This is a genomic window from Roseimaritima multifibrata, from assembly GCF_007741495.1.
GTDB classification, from domain to species: Bacteria; Planctomycetota; Planctomycetia; order Pirellulales; family Pirellulaceae; genus Roseimaritima; species Roseimaritima multifibrata.
In genome coordinates, this window is record NZ_CP036262.1 from 4672651 (window position 1) to 4689549 (window position 16899).

Annotated in this window: 10 protein-coding genes; 7 read left to right on the top strand and 3 right to left on the bottom strand. The window is 55.2% G+C overall.

Features of this window, described 5'->3' with window-relative positions:
* Positions 1–58 precede the first annotated feature (58 nt).
* A complete protein-coding gene (rpsD, locus tag FF011L_RS16900; protein ID WP_145352780.1) occupies positions 59–667 on the bottom strand; it encodes a 30S ribosomal protein S4 in 609 nt (202 codons plus the stop codon).
* A 409-nt stretch (positions 668–1076) separates the two neighbouring features.
* On the opposite strand from rpsD, the gene FF011L_RS16905 reads away from it, so the two are divergent.
* The 5 genes from FF011L_RS16905 (at position 1077) to FF011L_RS16925 (ending at position 14555) form a co-directional block, all read left to right on the top strand.
* The gene (locus tag FF011L_RS16905; RefSeq protein ID WP_145352781.1) at positions 1077–10799 is read left to right on the top strand and encodes a PKD domain-containing protein; all 9723 of its coding nucleotides are present in this window, start codon (positions 1077–1079) and stop codon (positions 10797–10799) included.
* Between the two features lie 40 nt (positions 10800–10839).
* A complete protein-coding gene (locus tag FF011L_RS16910) occupies positions 10840–11541 on the top strand; it encodes a hypothetical protein (RefSeq protein WP_145352782.1) in 702 nt (233 codons plus the stop codon).
* A gap of 564 nt (positions 11542–12105) precedes the next feature.
* Entirely contained in the window at positions 12106–13350 is a 1245-nt protein-coding gene (gene hmpA / locus FF011L_RS16915; protein WP_145352783.1) for an NO-inducible flavohemoprotein, read from the top strand.
* 135 nt (positions 13351–13485) lie between these two features.
* Entirely contained in the window at positions 13486–13821 is a 336-nt protein-coding gene (locus tag FF011L_RS16920; protein ID WP_145352784.1) for a cupin domain-containing protein, read from the top strand.
* 2 nt (positions 13822–13823) lie between these two features.
* Positions 13824–14555: a DUF542 domain-containing protein gene (locus FF011L_RS16925; RefSeq protein ID WP_261342572.1), complete on the top strand. Its 732-nt coding sequence runs from the start codon at positions 13824–13826 to the stop codon at positions 14553–14555.
* A 13-nt stretch (positions 14556–14568) separates the two neighbouring features.
* On the opposite strand, the gene FF011L_RS16930 is transcribed toward FF011L_RS16925, so the two are convergent.
* Both FF011L_RS16930 and FF011L_RS16935 read right to left on the bottom strand, forming a co-directional pair.
* The gene (locus tag FF011L_RS16930; protein WP_145352785.1) at positions 14569–14877 is read right to left on the bottom strand and encodes a Rieske (2Fe-2S) protein; all 309 of its coding nucleotides are present in this window, start codon (positions 14875–14877) and stop codon (positions 14569–14571) included.
* A 5-nt stretch (positions 14878–14882) separates the two neighbouring features.
* Positions 14883–15332: a hypothetical protein gene (locus FF011L_RS16935; protein ID WP_246109472.1), complete on the bottom strand. Its 450-nt coding sequence runs from the start codon at positions 15330–15332 to the stop codon at positions 14883–14885.
* Between the two features lie 105 nt (positions 15333–15437).
* Between FF011L_RS16935 and sdhB the strand changes: the two genes are divergently transcribed.
* A complete protein-coding gene (sdhB, locus tag FF011L_RS16940; RefSeq protein ID WP_145352787.1) occupies positions 15438–16265 on the top strand; it encodes a succinate dehydrogenase iron-sulfur subunit in 828 nt (275 codons plus the stop codon).
* The gene (locus FF011L_RS16945) at positions 16258–16695 is read left to right on the top strand and encodes a YbaN family protein (protein WP_145352788.1); all 438 of its coding nucleotides are present in this window, start codon (positions 16258–16260) and stop codon (positions 16693–16695) included. The genes sdhB and FF011L_RS16945 overlap by 8 nt, the downstream gene beginning before the upstream one ends.
* The last annotated feature ends 204 nt before the right edge of the window (positions 16696–16899 follow it).

Sequence of the window (16899 nt, forward strand, 5' to 3'; positions counted from 1 at the left end):
CCCGCACCAAAAGTCATTCGGCACGGGCGGCGTTGTTTTCAATGTGCAGTGCACTCGACTATCGCGACAAGAATTCGACGACGGCGTTTGCATCGACGGGCAAACTAATGTCGCTTGGCCCTGGCAATCCCTGGACGGTTGCTTTTAGGTTTTCGCTATCGAAAGCGACCCAATCAAGCGCGTCAGGACTGGAGTTAGCGATAACGCCACGATAAACATCTTTCAGTTTTTCGCGGTTACGTACTTCGATGATGTCGCCTGGACGAAGCAGGTAGTTAGGCTTGGCAACCTTCGTACCGTTAACGAAGAAGTGACCGTGCACAACGCCTTGACGAGCTTGTGGGCGAGTCTTGGCAAATCCACAGCGACGGACAACGTTGTCCAAGCGGGATTCGCACATCAACAACAACAATTCACCGGTGTTGCCTGAACGACGACTAACAGCATCAAAGTAACGACGAAGCTGACGTTCCCCTAGACCGTAGTAATGCTTGATCTTCTGCTTCTCCATCAACGCGATCCCGTAGTTACTGGGACGACGTCCCCGGGTGTGCATTCCCGGAGGGGCTGGGCGGCGATCGAGGGCTTTCGATGCACCCGATGTTTCATAAATGAGCGCCCCAAGGCGACGATTGATGCGAGCTTTTGGACCTGTGTAACGTGCCATTTCGGCAATGCTCCTACGGACGATCTACGAACGATAAACGTCTAAACGTTAACGAATCAGGTAGATCTAAAAGGGTAAAGGGAACCTCGTTTGGCTAATTTAGCCGTGGCTCAATCCCACGCCGACCTGCAATACGGCGGGTCGGAGGGTTGGGCCTGATTTCGGTAAGTGCCGCAAAGTGTCGCCGGAAACGGCCATTCTTGCAAGTGGGTGTCCCATTGCGACAGAAGGTTCATTCAACAAAAAAACTCAGGACACTGTCCATCTCTTTCTCGCATGACAGGCAGGACGACCGCTACATCCGGACCGCTTCGGCTCCGTTGCGGTCTACCAGAAACCCCGCAGACGTCCGATTTTCTGCATTTCAGCCAATTATCCATCGTCTTTCCTGCCACTCCAACGGTCCAGCATGTTTCCGAAGCGATCGGCTCCCCGCGTCCCAGCCTCCAGCCGCGGACAAACTGCGCGGCGACGTTTAGCCGCTGCACTACGCCCCCGACGCCGCCTCATTCGCATTGAACAGCTGGAAGACCGTCGCCTCCTGGCCGTCGGTACCCCCGTTCTTGGCACTAGCAATGACATTCTGTTCAGTGGGGATGCCACAAACGATTTGATGTTCTTTTCGGTCAGCGAAGCCGGTTTACTGCAGCACAATCGCGGAGGCTATTTTGGCTTTACCAGCAATTCCGACCTCGATTCGGTAACCGCAGGGGAGCAAACGCGGCTAGTTAGCGAACTCACCAGTTTTCGCTATGAGGACGCTGGCAGCAATGACCGTCTGTTTTTTGACGGGGAGAATCCGTTTTCACTGGGCGATGCAGGAATTTACGCGTCGGCGGGTGAAATTACCGTCCGTGACGACACATCGATCGAATCGACCGGTGGAGTCATTCAGTTTGTCGCAGCTCAGAAAATCCTTCTCGATCAAAGATCAAGCCTGACGACGGTCGATGGGGGGATCCTACTATCGGGCAACCCGAATGCGGACGCCATCGGTGATTCCATCGGTTTGGAATCTGTGGGGGCGACGATTCGAACCAGCGGGTCAGGAAACATCCAGCTGGTCGGATTCGGCGGCAATGACCCGGCAGAATATCGAAACTACGGGATTTCGCTGGAAGAGGGGACCACGATCGAATCGACCAGCGAAACGTCTTCGGCGGGAACGATTCAGATCGAAGGGACCGGTGGAGACAGTTCCACTGCCGCGTACGGCGTCAACATCGATGGTGCCGACATCGTGGTCCGAAGTGCGTATGGAGACATCAGCATCGTGGGCGTGGGGGGGCACCGCAGCAGTGCCAGCGGCAGCAATTTCTATGGCGTGAATATCAGTGCGGCGGACGTTATTGAATCAACGGGTACCGGCCCCGATGCCGCAACGATCACGATCGATGGGACGGGCGGGGCAGAGTCCCGAAACAACTACGGGGTTCGCTTGGCGGGTGCGACGACCGATATCCTCAGCATCGATGGCGACATTTTAATTATCGGGCAAGGGAACGGGGATGGCACCGGCGATACGAACTACGGCGTTCGCTCCGACAGTATTGGATCGATTGCATCGACGGGAACCGGCATCGATGCCGCCTCGATCACGATCATCGGTGAGGGCGGCGATGGCACCCGCAGCGGTGTTGGCCTGTCGCTTAATGGCTCAACCACACAGCTGACCAGCGTCTATGGCGATATTTCCATTGTCGGCCGAGGAAGCGACGGCAGCGGCTATGGCAATTCAGGTGGATCGATCGGACTTACGATCGCCTCGACCGGCCTCGGAGAGAACGCCGCGAAGATCGATATTCAAGGGACCGGAGGAATCAACACGTCCGGTAGTGGAATCACGGTTTCCGGATCAATCACGACGACCGACGGTGACGTCACGATCACCGGCCTTGGGACAGGAGACGGAACGCGGAGTGGGGATGGCGGCGTCAACGTCACCGCATCGATCGACGCCGTTGGCGAAGCCGATATCATCATTGACGGAACGGGCGGACAAGGAACCGGAGCCAACCATGGCGTCACAATCAGCTCCGGTGCTGCCCTGACGACCAAAGACGGCGAAATCCTGATCACCGGCCAAGGTAGCAACGGTGCCGGATCGAACAACTACGGAGTACACATTGCAAACATCGAAGGCATTGAATCGAAATGGCTTTCGGACGGCACGATTCCAAGTCCCGCCAAGATAACGATCGATGGTACAGGGGGCGACACAGGGGGAGGGAACCATGGCGTCTACTTCGACGGTGCCAGCGAAGGGATCACTAGTGTCGATGGAGCGATTCTTATCACGGGAAGAACAGGGACAGGGACAGGGCCGAGCAACGTCGGTGTCCGCATGCGCGATTTCGGAGCCATTCAATCGACCGGAACGACCGCCCACGCAGCGACGATCACGATCCACGGTGAAGGTGGATTCGGGCAATCGAATAACTACGGCGTTTTGATCGACAGCATCAATCGCAGCAGCGTCAGTAGCTTCGTTGGCGATATCTTGATCACCGGTATCGGAGGGACAGGGGATCCGGACGTTTCCCAAAGTTCCAACCGCGGACTGGTTTTAAGCAATGTTGAAATTGCCTCGCTCGGCACCCCCGACAATGCGACGGGAACCCCGGCCACCATTACGATCAACGGAACGGGTGGCATCGCAGATCGCCAAAATTACGGAACGTATATCAATGCATCCGCAGTGAAAAGCGTGATCGGGAATATCGACATTCGCGGTGAAGGTGGTGGGGCAGGAACCGGGGATACCGGAGTCGTGATCAGCAGCACTGAACTAGTCTCCTCAGGCGAAGGTGATCAAGCTGCAACGATTACTATCCACAGCGAAAGCGGTGTTTCAGGGGCAAGTCTGACGCTATCAACCATCGATGGGGACGTGTCATTCACCGGGCTGAATGGATCGTCTGCGTATGGAACGGGAGTGCTCACTTCGACCGGGGACGGAATGATTCGCTTCGACGGTGGAACCGTCAATGCGGGCAGCATTACGAGTGAAACCAGCGACATCGTCCTTAGGGGCGGCGCGATCACGGTGGGTACCGTCGAATCGACCGGCACCGGCGAAACCGCAGCCAAGATTCTGATCGGCGACGCATCGACTCATTCCATCCAGGTCAACGGTGACCTGACCAGCGTCGATGGCGACATTCGGATCGTCAACCAAATCACCGATCCGTCGACCGGAGTCGGTTCGATCCTGCTTCGCGGCAATATTACATCAACGGGCATCAACGCGAACCATGCCGCCTCGATAACGATCGATGGGACGGGAGCCGAAAATCAAGTGGGGGTTTGGTTTTCCGGAGCGGGCAAGTCAATCACCAGTAAAGTCGGCGACATTGAAATCACCGGACGGGGCGGAGCTTCTGCGACAGGTAGCTCACTGCACGGCGTCTTCCTCGATCGCGACGTGTCGATTTCCTCGACCGGGACCGACACCGACGCGGCTCAAATCGATATCCATGGGACGGGCGGCGCCGGCGTCAACAGCAACCACGGTGTCTATTTCCGAGGCGATGAAGAAGGTTCGATCACCAGTGTCGTCGGTGCGATTTCGATTACAGGTACTGGTGGTGCAGGGACGGGAAAATCCAGTGCAGGTGTTAGCATCGAAGAAGCGTCGATCTCTTCGACCGGTATTTCCTCAGCCAGCCCGGCGATCGACGCAGCCACAATCACGATCACGGGTATCGGGGGATCAGGTACTTCGGGAAACGACGGCGTTTACGTCGGTACCGACACGGCCATCTCCAGCATCGATGGCGCCATATCGATTGATGGAACTGGAGGCGACGTAGGGAGCGGTGTCATTTTGCAATACCAAAGTTCACTTACATCCAGCGGAGTAGGAAGCGACGCCGCCTCAATCACCGTCAACGGTACCGCCGGACTGGGGGCCTACGGAAGGGGTGTTTCCATGTCCCGAAATATGGTCAACAGCGTCGACGGCGATGTCACCGTCGAAGGCTACGGAAGTGCAGGCCGGAGCCTAGGAGTGTACATCGACGGTTCCCAGGTTGCCTCGACAGGGACGGGCGTACATGCGGCAGAAATTTCGATCCTTGGGATAGGGGGGGAGGAGGGCAGCTACGATAACTATGGCGTCACTGTCCGCAGGTCCACGACCTCTTTTACGACCATCGATGGCGACTTAACCATCTTCGGGCAAGGAGGGTCATCAGGCAGTACCATCGGGCTCCGCGTTGAAACATTCGACACGATTGCGTCCACCGGAACGGGGCCGAACGCTGCAAAGATCTCCCTCACAGGCGTCCTTCCTGATGGTACAAGCGGTACTGCCATGACCTTCGCTTACGGTGGCAGAAATCTGATCACAAGTGTGGAAGGTGACATTGCACTGACCGTCAATGCCAATGGCTCCAACGGACTATTCGGCCCCTCTGGGTTGGTGCAGATTGAATCAACGGGCGTCGGTGCAGATGCAGCCGAAATTTCAATTGAGAGTTTGGGTGGCGAAGGTGGGTCGATCAGCCTGTCCGAAGGAAGTCGAATTGACACCGTTGACGGTAACATCGCGTTGAACAGTGCCCGAAGCATCTACGTCCATGGTTCGATTTCCTCAACAGGGACCGGAATCCATGCAGGCCAGATCCGTATCGACGACAGTCGTGCCGTGTCGGTAAGTGGGAGTATAACAAGCATCGACGGGGACATTTCGGTCTCTTCGATCAAGGGTGACGCCCCCTTATCAACTGGTTACGTCTTAATGCAAGGAAGCATCGCCTCTACTGGAGTCGGTACGTCGGCGGCGACAATCACGATTGAAGGTCAAACCAAGGCTTCGATGACGTCTGGAGTCCGCATTCACGGAGAAGTTTACTCTACCGATGGTGATATTCAGATCTTGGGAACAGGCAGTGGCCAATATCGAAGTGGAGTTGAAGTTGCCTACGGCGGATCTGTAAAATCGCTTGGAAGCGACAAAGCACATGCTGCCACAATCACCATCGATGGCAGCAGCGGGACCGAGGGAGGCCTTGGCATTCAATTGCTGGGAGAAACCGTTGACAGTTCCATAGTGTCCACCATCGCTGGTGATATCCGTATTATTGGCGACGGCGGAAACGGCCCCCAGCACGCGAACAGAGGCGTCTGGATTCGCAAAGGATTTGTCCAATCCACGGGTGCAGCATCTGACAACGCCGGCAACATCACCATCGAAGGGTCCGGTGGAGATGGAGGGACCTATGATCTGGTCGGTGTGGACATATCCACCGACGCCAAAATAGTTACCGTCGCGGGTGACATCGAAATCATCGCCGAAGCGGGCGTCGGTTCAGGCAGTAATAACGATGGGCTGAGACTTGGCGGAGTCAGCCTAATCGGAGACGCCAGTACAGCGGGCGATATCACCATTCAGGCCGATTCAATTGACCTTCAATCGGGAACCGTCCAGTCGACCGGCCTTCTGACCATTGCACCTGGACAGGCGGGTACACCGATTGGAATCGGGGGCGGGGCTGGGGATCTGAATTTAAGCGATGCCGAATTAGCGCTGCTGGTTGACGGTTTTAATTCGATCACGATCGGGGATGCAACCGCCGGAATCATCGACATTGATACCGCGACGTTCACCGACAACGTGAGCCTGATCGGATCGGCATTCCATGACCATGCGGGAACCGATATCGATATGGGAGCCAATACCCTATCGCTGATTGGAACCATCGCGCCGGGACAGTCGCCCGGCATCCTTCGCCTAGCGGGCGCTATCGAATTTGCCGATGCGACGGTGCTGGATCTGGAAATCGATGGCCCCGACGCGGATGAAACGGCCAACGGTCACGATCAGGTCAGCGTCACTGGAACGCTGATCATCGGCGCCGGCGTGACGTTGCAAACGGCGACCACCAACGGATTCGATCCGCTGCTCGGTCAACAACTTGTGATCGTTGAAAATGATGAGACCGATCCGATCGAAGGGGAGTTCGCTGGACTGCCCGAAGGGTCAATTCTGACCAATTTTCTGGGCGTTCCGCTGGATGCCCGCATCTCGTACCTGGGGCTAGACGGGGCGACCGGGAACGATGTCGTGCTGACGATCATTGCAGGAAATTTGGCCCCCACCGCCGACGCTGGCGGCCCCTACTTTATCGACGAGGGAGATTCGCTGACACTTGACGCCTCCCTTTCCTCGGCCCCCGACGACGACCCTCTTGACTATACCTGGGATCTTAACGGCGACGGAGATTTCAGCGACGCTGTAGGCATGACGCCGATGATCCCCTGGTCCGAACTGGACGCTTTGGGAATCGGCAACGTCGCCCAGTTTACGGCAACGGTATCCGTCGATGATGGTCGCGCGGCGGCGGTGACCGCGACGACCACCGTCAACGTGCAGCTTAACGCACCGCCGATTGCCAATGCCGGTGAATCGTACGAGGTGGGCGAAGGTGGATCGATCCAACTGAACGCCAACGGTTCAACGGATGACAAAGGGATCGAAAACCTGACGATCACCTGGGATCTGGATGGCGATGGTCTGTTCGGTGAAACCGGTATCGATGCGGAACGTGGCGATGAAACGGGGGCGCAGCCCACCTTCTCCGCGACGGATGTCGATGGAACTAAGAACGTTAGCGTAACGGTCCGCGTCGAAGATGATCGTGGCAAGGTCGATTCGGATACGACAACCGTCTCGGTTCAGAATATCGCTCCAACGCTAATCCTTGATTCCGAGGTCACGATCGTTCGAGGCGACTCCATTACGGTGGAGGGATCGTTCGTGGACCCAGGACCGGACACCTGGACCGTGACGGTCGATTATGCCGATGGCACCGGCCAAGAAACCCTTGACCTAGATGGCAAGAAATTCGATCTGGATCATGAATACAATGTCGCCGGGACCTATCTGGTGGTGGTCACGGTGGACGATGGCGATGGAGGCGTCAGCAGCCAGAACTTAAAAGTGATTGTCAACCTACCTCCGCTGCCAGACCTGACGTTGATCTCTTCGGACATTCGCTATTTGCCGATTAACCCAGCGGTTGGCGATCCGGTCAACTTTGTCGTTGATGTGACCAATGCCGGGTCGCTTGCCGCAACCGACGTCCCCGTCCGGTTCATGGTGTATGACGCCGTCAGCGAATCGTTCGTTGAAATTGGTCATACAGTGATCGATTCAATCGATGCGAGTCCCGACAGCGAGGGGGAGACTTCCCAAAGCGAGGTTCTCTTTACCTGGGACGGATCCGCAGGCCAGCCGCCTCTACCTCAAGAAGACGTATTCCTGTTAGTTCGAGTGGAGGTTGACGCGGGCTCGGAAATCGAGGAATTGGATGAATCCAACAACGAGGACATTCAAATCCTGCAGGTGGGCAGCCCCGACTTCGGGACGGCCGCAATTACCGCGAATATCTCTGACAAAACGGTCTACCGAAACGAACTTGTAGCGGTTGGTGGACAGGCATACTACGATTTCAGTACGGTTCCAGGAGACTTTGATTTTCCAATCCAAGGTGCAAGCGTGACCATGCGATTGCTTGATCCTGCGAGCGGTCTTGTGCTGGCGGCGTCCACCGTCCTAACGGCGTCCAACGGTAATTTTTTGCATACGATCCGGTCCCCTGAATTGGACGGGGATTACACCCTTCGATTCGAAGTCACCGAGGGGACGTTGAGCACTGTGTTTGAGTCCACGCTGACCGTGCTGGGCGATTCCCCTGAAGAACCGCCGTCCCCTCCGCGATCGCCACCTTCACGAGGCTACGTTTTCTTTCCGTCGATTCAGTTCACTCAATCGGTGATCCCACCGGGCAATCCACAAATCGGTGAACCGGTGACGATCGTCGGCACCTTTAACTATGAACTTGCCCAACCTCTTCTAAATGTTCCCGTGACATTTAATGATCTGTTCCCCGTCGCGGGAGAAGTGCGCACATTCGAAATTGGCAGCGGGTTCGTCAATTTTCCCGATGGCGGATTAGAAGACCCGACGCTGCTGCCAATGGACTGGACTCCGACGGCCGAAGGTTTCCATATCATTCAAGTCATTGCAGAGCCGGATTTCAATTTCCGGGCTCATACTCACGTGACCCAGTTACTACTGGTCGGAGACCTGGACACGTCATCGCTCACGCTTGCCTATGAATTACCGACGGTCGTGGAGCTACCACAGCTCCGCGCCGGCGCGCGCATGTTCCCAATTTTTGCGGCCGCCCAAGCTCCCCAAACCCCCAGCCCCGGCGATACGGTTACTTACACCATCCGCTACGAAAACACGGGCGATACCACCATCACCGGCGGCCAGCTGATCGATGACTTTGATGAAACGGTGGTGGGAGTTCCGACGAACATCAGTGACGGTGGCGTCGTCGATGGAAGCGTTGTCCGCTGGGAACTTGGAGACATCCCTGCAGGGGCTTCTGGGACGGTTTCTTACGAAGTGACCATCAATGAAGCGGCCGAACTGCCACCCGGCTCGGCATTCGTGTTTAACACCGCCGTGCTGAATACAGATCAGGCAGCCGCGGCAAGCACTTCGGAACTATTGCTTAGCAATGACTCCCCTGTGATCACCAATTTGAACATCGAACCGATGGTTGCCGAAAACGGGAACGTGACATTGGCAGGAACGTTCAGCGATGCCAGTTTGGAGGACACACACACCATCCAAATCACGTGGGGTGATGGTCAGACAGACACACTGCTGTTCACCGCCGGCGAACGTGCATTCTCGCTGCCCCACTCATACGATTTGACCGCAACGCCGTACGTCGAATCCTACGAGATAGCTGTCACCCTGACAGATAGCAGCGGACAAAATTCCAACGGCAGTGTGACAACGCAAACACCCGTCGTTGCTCCGCCAGTGCCTGATGAACAGAGCCCCAACAGCTCGGTAGCCTCGGCGGTATGGAATACCGAGACGAACCTGTTTGACCTGTTGGTCGACTTTGCAGACCCTCCTGGGGGAGCGGATGCACCGGTTTCCGGCGTCCAGCACCTAGAGGTTTTCTATCGTGTCAATCCGCAGAATGGGAATTCGGCGGTTCAACGGTTTGGCGATATAACGTTATCGCCTGCTTCTCCGGCCGGTAGCCAATTATTATCTAGAACGATCGATGCCCAACCGGGCGATATCATCCAGGTCTGGAGTGTCGCCACTGACGGATCAGGAAATGTCGAAAACGAAGTGACGCCGCGAACCGACTATTCGTTTGCAGTCGCCGACACGGTCGGCCCCGACACGCAAGTCCTTTCGGCGATCTTTGACGGAAACGCGTTTATTGACCTGCATGTTTCAGGCGTCGACGTTGGTGGCGGTCACGTCGATTCGATCGACGTTTATGTGGAAACGAGAACAGGAACCGCAAGTCCCATCGTCAGCTTAATCGGCACGATTCCCGGCGGAGCCGCCATGGTCGACGAAACCATCAAATTTGCAGTCCCACAAGATGGCGTGATCCGGCCCTACCGCTTCTTCAGTATCGGAACGGACCACCTCGGTAATCGCGAAGGTGGCAACAGCCTGCTGGACGGGGACCCGGGACCAGAAGGGGACGTCCTGCTTTCCGATATTGTACTGGAGGAACCTTCCGCCGCCGTCGTCACTGGTTTTGATGTCAACAACGGATTGGAGAACCGCTCCTCCGTCCATTCAGCTGACATTCTTTTTAATGATGAGAACTTTATCGACCAGCTTCTAGAATCCTTGAACGATGAGGATTCAAGTAACGACCGAATTCGCATCGAGCGTCTAGACCTGAACGGAAATTCCATCGAGCCTCCAGTCTACTTACCAGTGACAGCGGTTCAGGACGGACTGACGCTTCGCCTTCAATTCGGGGCAACTGGAATCCAAGAAAACGGCGTCTATGCCATTCGCTTGGACATGGACGATGATGCCGACAACGAATGGGACGATGAACTTCAATTCCATCGATTGAAGGGGGACATCAACGGTGACGGTGCCGTCGATACAAGCGATCTCCTAAAGGCGAGACTCGCCTATCGGAACAGCGCGTTACACGCGGATGCAGACGTTGACGGCAACGGCATGGTCGATGCATTCGACCTGCGATTTTTCTCAACCTTCCTGCGTCAACGTGACGGTGAGAAAGTTCTAGGGATGCCGAGAGAAGAGTTGGACGACTAACGCGATTTAAACAACGTGATTACTTACCTAGGTGAATAAATTGAAAACGATAAAATACCTTGTCCCTGCGATCTTGATCGCAACGGCCACGCTGCTCGATACATCTGAATCTCAAGCTGGCCTGTTAATAACGATTTCCGACGCAGAGGTTGCTCCGGGGGAAAGCGGGTACGTGGACGTACTTGTATCCAGCAACGCCGATGCTCTGAACCCGGACAGTTTTGACAGCTTCCTTCTCTTTTTCAGCGTGAATGTCGTTGATCATCCGGTAGCTCCAATAAACTTTTTAGAATCGATTGGAACGGCGCCGCAGCTTTCGGCAACATCTCCAGATTACATCTTCCTCGGACATAGTGGGCTATTCTTTGAAACGATCTCTGATTCACCTGGTCCTCCGGTGGCCAACGATTTTATCGATGTAATTGATGCAACGGATGACTTCTCAGTCAGTTCAATTAGCAGCGGGGATAGTCCCTTTCTATTGGCTCGACTGAACTTCGTGTCAGATCCAATGGCAACGGTTGGAAATTTCTACGAAGTGTCGCTAGATGATGCCTTCTTCGACGGAGGTAACCTACCGGATTTCGCTGTTAATAGTGATGCGAGGATCTACATGGTCGCGGCGGCGGTTCCCGAGCCCTCCAGCCTTCTCATTTTTACGATCGCTGCGTTGGCATGGACCGGACACACTCGAATGCGACGCAGTGTGAAGGACAAGCCACGATGTGTCGACAATCACTAAATGGCCAGCCAGCTTACTGGAACGGCTAAGAGTTTAGTGGTGCGAAGATCTGGGTTTTGCGTTGGTGATTGATAGGATTCGAAACATCCCAATGCTCCGCAACCATGAACCAGCTTCGCCATGATGCCAGCAGGCCAGCGACACGATTCCCGTCGCCATCACGACGGAATAGCAGGCCGGGTCAAGCGCCGCCACGATCCTGCGGTCGCTTCGCATCATCGTGAACCACCGGCAGTGTCCAAACGCCCGGCTATCGCGAGCGTCTGCTGACCTCGGTGCCGATAACGCCGAGGGCTCTGCCCACGACAGGTCAAGTCTTTGGCGAACCAGGGCGTTTTGCCACAGCCCGCATGGGCGGCCGAACAGGTCACTGCGTTGAACGCGTAAAGAGTGGTTTTCAAGAGCATAAGTAAGGTCGGTTAGCGAAAAAAAACGCCTCCACCGAAACATACACCTTGACATGCACTATAGAAAGTATACCTTTAGATAGAGATTTCAAAGCGACGCTATTTACGGCGTTTGAAATTTTCCCTCCAGGCCCCCCCTCCATCGAAAGCCCCGCCCATGCTTAGCGATAAAACGATCCGGATTGTCAAGGAAATCACTCCGTTGGTCGCTGCCAACGCAGAAACCATTACTCGACGGTTTTACGAGCGGATGTTCGAAGCCAATCCGGAAGTGAAGGCCTTTTTCAACCAAGCTCATCAGCACACCGGAGGTCAACAGAAGGCACTCGCCGGTGCGATCTGTGCTTATTTCACTCATATCGACAATCCGGCTGTCTTGATGCCCGCCGTTGAAATCATCGCTCAGAAGCATGTTTCGTTGGGGATCAAAGCGGAGCACTATCCGATTGTTGGCAGCAACCTGCTGGCCGCGATTAAGGATGTGATGGGGGAGGGAGCGACGGACGAAATCATCGAAGCGGTCGGGGAAGCCTACGGGTTCTTGGCCGACATATTCATCAGCCGTGAAAACGCGATTTGCGAAGAGCAAGCGTCCGCTCCGGGCGGCTGGAACGGCACGCGAACGTTTGTCGTGAGCAAAAAAATTGCCGAAAGCGACATCGTGACTTCGTTCTACCTGAAACCCGAAGACGAAGGCCCTCTACCGCCGTTCAAACCCGGTCAGTACATCACCGTTCACATCGACCATCCGCACACGCCGACCTCCCCACGCAACTACAGCTTGTCCGACTGTGCCAGCCAGCCGCACTACCGGATCAGTGTCAAACGTGAAGAAAGGCTTTCGGCCGACGCGCCCGACGGATTGATCTCCAATCACTTGCACGACGGTATCGAAGAGGGGCACCGGATTGAACTTGGACCGCCCTGTGGCGAATTCACCATCGATCCGGCCACGGTTGCGAAACCGGTCGTGTTGGTTGCCGGAGGTATTGGAGTGACGCCGCTATTATCGATGGCTAAATCGATCATTCACGCAAACCCGAACGCACCTGTCTATTTCATCCAAGCAGCTCGTAACAGCAAAGTTCAAGCGTTCGCCGATGAGCTAGCCAATCTGTCGGATGCCGGACCGAACGTGCATACCAAGGTCATCTACGATGCGCCGTTACCCGGTGACGTCGAAGCTGGTCGATGCGATGACACCGGCTACGTCACCACCGAATTGCTTCGCGGCTGGACGCCGTTTTCCGAAGCCGAGTTTTACTTTTGCGGCCCTAAACCGTTCATGCAGAACCTCCACGCATGCCTGCAAGAACTGGGTGTTGACGAACATCGTGTGCGTTACGAATTCTTCGGCCCCAAGGAAGAACTGCAGCCGGCACCGTCAAACGTCGCTGGGTAACCTTCACAACCACAAATCGGTTGGGTGAAAGCACTACAATATTTCGTATCCAATCTCCGGTGAAGCCGCGTCGGAAAAATCCCCGAAAAGCGGCTTCAATCTGTTCCTAATCAACTGCAATTTGAGACACAAACGATGGCTATCAATCACGCGAACCCTGCCGAAGTCATCCATTTGCAACCACTTGGATCCAAGATCGACAGCACCAAAACCTACACGTTGTTCAAGACCGACGTGATGGAAGCGATTCGGCTGGTGATGCCAGCTGGAAAACAGATCCCCGAACATAAAGCTCGCGGCGAAATCACCGTTCACTGCTTAGAAGGGGCTGTTAAATTCTTTGTCGGCGAAACACCCCACGAACTGTCCGCCGGAGACATGCTTTACCTAGAAGCCGGCAAACTTCACGCGGTGGAAGCGATCGAGGATTCAACGGTGTTGGTAACCATTTTCCTAAACAAAGCGAGCTAGCCATCTCGGATCCACGTGCCGGCGCGTTACATGCAGACTCTCCTGTCGGGCTCTGGGTCGCTAAGCACCCCGAGACCGCGGAAGTGTTCGACATGTTGCAAATCGACTACTGCTGTGGTGGCGACAAACCACTTGAAAACGCTTGTTGGGAAAATGGACTAGAGGTTTTGCGAGTCCACTCCTTACTGAAGCAGACGGTAGCCGAAACGCACGACACCGAGCACCCGGATTGGATGCATGCATCGCTGACGGAGCTTTGCGACCGTATCGAACAGAAACACCATGCCCGGCTAAAAGACTCGCTACCATTGCTGAGCCGTTTGATGGCGGAGGTCGTCGCTCTTCACGGCGAGGCTCACGAAGAATTGCGAGAGGTAGAGCAGCACTTCATGACATGGCGAGACGAAATCTTGACCGCGATGGCTGAAGAGGAGCGTTCATTGTTTCCCGCAATTCGTCAGTACGATAGCGAAGCGTTTACAGATCACAGCGAAACGCTCACGGCGCCCCTTCAAGAAATGATTTATCGGGTCCGTTTCGAGCACGCCGACATTGGCGAAGCGTTGAAAAAAACTCGAAGTGCGTCAAAGAATTTCTTAGCGCCGAAAGATGCCTGTGCAAAGTTTTCGCAGATGTACCAACTGCTACGGTGGACCGAAGCCGACGTCCGTCAGTATGTCCACAAGGAGGAATCCATACTGTTTCCCCGCGTTAAAAAAAGATTACAAGGCTGACAAAAGTTGCCCGTTAGGGAACTTCTATCAACACGTCGTCCTCTTTGGTCTTGACCGCGTACGCCTGCACATCTCGCACGCCCGGTCCGCCGAGAAGTTTGCCTGTGGTGACATCGAATTCGGCACCGTGCCAAGGACATATGGCAACGCAGCCTTCGACACGGCCATCACTCAACGGCGCCCCCTGATGCGGGCAAGCATCATCGATTGCGTAGAAAACACCGTCAACATTAAACAATGCGATCAGGTAATCATCCACGATCACCAATTTGCCTGTTCCTACCGGAACATCCTGCGATTTCGCTGCTTTGATCCAAGGCATTGCCTTCAATCCTCCCGGGTGAATTTGGCGATCTGCCGGCCTTTCATGTGCTCAACCTCACGCAGACGTTTCGCTAGTTCAATGACCGAGGGCGCGGCGGTGCTGTCCTCGATTCGGTCTAACAATTCGTCCAGTCGTTGATCCGATACCAATGCACAGGAAAGCGCTTCTTGAAAAGACGATTCGTCTTTGCAATTGCACTCGACGGCATGGAGCGCTTCCGAACTGAGCCTTGGACCTGAGAGCAGATAGGTCGAATGCTCCGGCGGCAACCGCTGCATCTCGTCACGAACAACATTCATCGAATCGGTTTCCAGTTCGACTAAATGTTTTAGTAGGATATCGGCCTTCGGATCGACACTTGCTTTGCAAAGACGTTCATACCGCTCTGCTCGCTGTTGGTGATAGTCGGCTAACATCCCCAACACATCATAGATCGTGTTTGGTTGATTCATCATTCACCTCCCGAACGCACGCTAGACTGGACAACTGGAAGACTCGCACGTATTGTACATCGCCGGGTACATGTTTGTCAGGTCTCCATTTACCGGATGAATTTCATGTCGCAAGAACAATTCGCGGTTCGCGTCCAGCGTCAAAATGATCCGTCGCAGGCGCCTTACTGGCATACTTTCCTGTTAGATTACGAACCGGGATTAAACGTCACCAGTCTGCTGCAACGGATCGCAGCAAATCCGACCACCATCGACGGTGCCCATGTGGCTCCGGTCGCGTACGAGTCGGGGTGTTTGGAAGAGGTATGCGGTTCCTGCACGATGCGTATTAACGGTCGTGTACGTCAGGCGTGCTCGGCGTTGGTCGATCATTTACTGAAAGAGGATCCGAGCGGGATTGAACTTCGTCCGATGAGTCAATTCCCGGTCGTGCGAGACCTGTTCGTCGATCGCTATCGGTTGTTCCGAGCCTTAGAAAAACTGCAGTGCTGGGTTCCTGTTGACAGCTATGACGACATGGGGAGCGGACCGAAGCAGTCGGCCAAACAACAAGAACAGAACTACCCGCTAAGCCAATGCATGAGTTGCGGCTGCTGCTTGGACGCCTGTCCTCAATATAAGGAAGTCACGATTGAGCGTCACAAAGACGAATCGGAAGAGGCATTTGAGGAACGCCGCGATGCCGAACTGGATCGCCACTTCATTGGCGCCGCGGCGATGAGCCAAGCGGTGTTGATGAATTCAAATCCGATCGGCAAAGTGCTTGCGACCAGCCGCATCGAAGCGATGACCGCGCCGGGAGGCATCCAAAATTGCGGCAAAGCGGGGAACTGCCAAGCGGTCTGCCCCAAAGAGATTCCGCTGATGACTTCTTGGGGGCGAGCGAACCGATCCGCAACCATTCACTACGTCAAGAAGTTCTTCGATGGTTGAACCTGTTCGCGGCGTCAAACGCATCCTGTACTGGATGTTAGCGTTCCTGTTTTTCGCACTGGGGATGATCGGAGTTGTTCTTCCGGGGATTCCAACCACGCCATTCCTGCTGCTGATGGGTTATTTTCTCCTGCGAGTTTCCCCATCGCTGCACGCCAAGGCGATGGCGTGGCCGGTCGTTGGCGGTCCGCTTCGCGACTGGCGAGACCAAGGGGGCGTACGACCAAACGTCAAACGCCTGGCATACACGATGGTCGCGGTTTTGGTCGGATCGACACTTGTGTTTAGCAACCTACCTCTCAGCCTTAAGGCGGTCATTTTGGGTGCCGCCCTCTTCGGCGTTTCGGTTGTCGCCCGTTTGCCTGTCGCCCGCGACGATCTGGCAAGGATTGAAACGGAACTGAAAACGGTACGGTCAACGTTCAAGTGATCCCCTCGATCCGTTCCCCTTCACCAAGTGGACCGAGCGGAACAACCCATCGACGGCAAGTTGTCGATCCGCTTGCCCCCTGGCGATCGGCTGCAATTGTTTCGACGAACCGTGCAGGGTAGACTCATATATGCACCTAGACATACACGTTAAGCCGTTACCTGCCGCCCCGAGTTCATTTCTCCATTCCCGTTGGCTGACCGA

Excerpts from the sequence above, each read along its gene's own strand:
- rpsD (WP_145352780.1), bottom strand. The coding sequence starts at position 667 with ATGGCACGTTACACAGGTCCAAAAGCTCGCATCAATCGTCGCCTTGGG.
- FF011L_RS16905 (WP_145352781.1), top strand. The coding sequence starts at position 1,077 with ATGTTTCCGAAGCGATCGGCTCCCCGCGTCCCAGCCTCCAGCCGCGGA.
- hmpA (WP_145352783.1), top strand. The coding sequence starts at position 12,106 with ATGCTTAGCGATAAAACGATCCGGATTGTCAAGGAAATCACTCCGTTG.
- FF011L_RS16920 (WP_145352784.1), top strand. The coding sequence starts at position 13,486 with ATGGCTATCAATCACGCGAACCCTGCCGAAGTCATCCATTTGCAACCA.
- FF011L_RS16930 (WP_145352785.1), bottom strand. The coding sequence starts at position 14,877 with ATGCCTTGGATCAAAGCAGCGAAATCGCAGGATGTTCCGGTAGGAACA.
- FF011L_RS16935 (WP_246109472.1), bottom strand. The coding sequence starts at position 15,332 with ATGAATCAACCAAACACGATCTATGATGTGTTGGGGATGTTAGCCGAC.
- sdhB (WP_145352787.1), top strand. The coding sequence starts at position 15,438 with ATGTCGCAAGAACAATTCGCGGTTCGCGTCCAGCGTCAAAATGATCCG.
- FF011L_RS16945 (WP_145352788.1), top strand. The coding sequence starts at position 16,258 with ATGGTTGAACCTGTTCGCGGCGTCAAACGCATCCTGTACTGGATGTTA.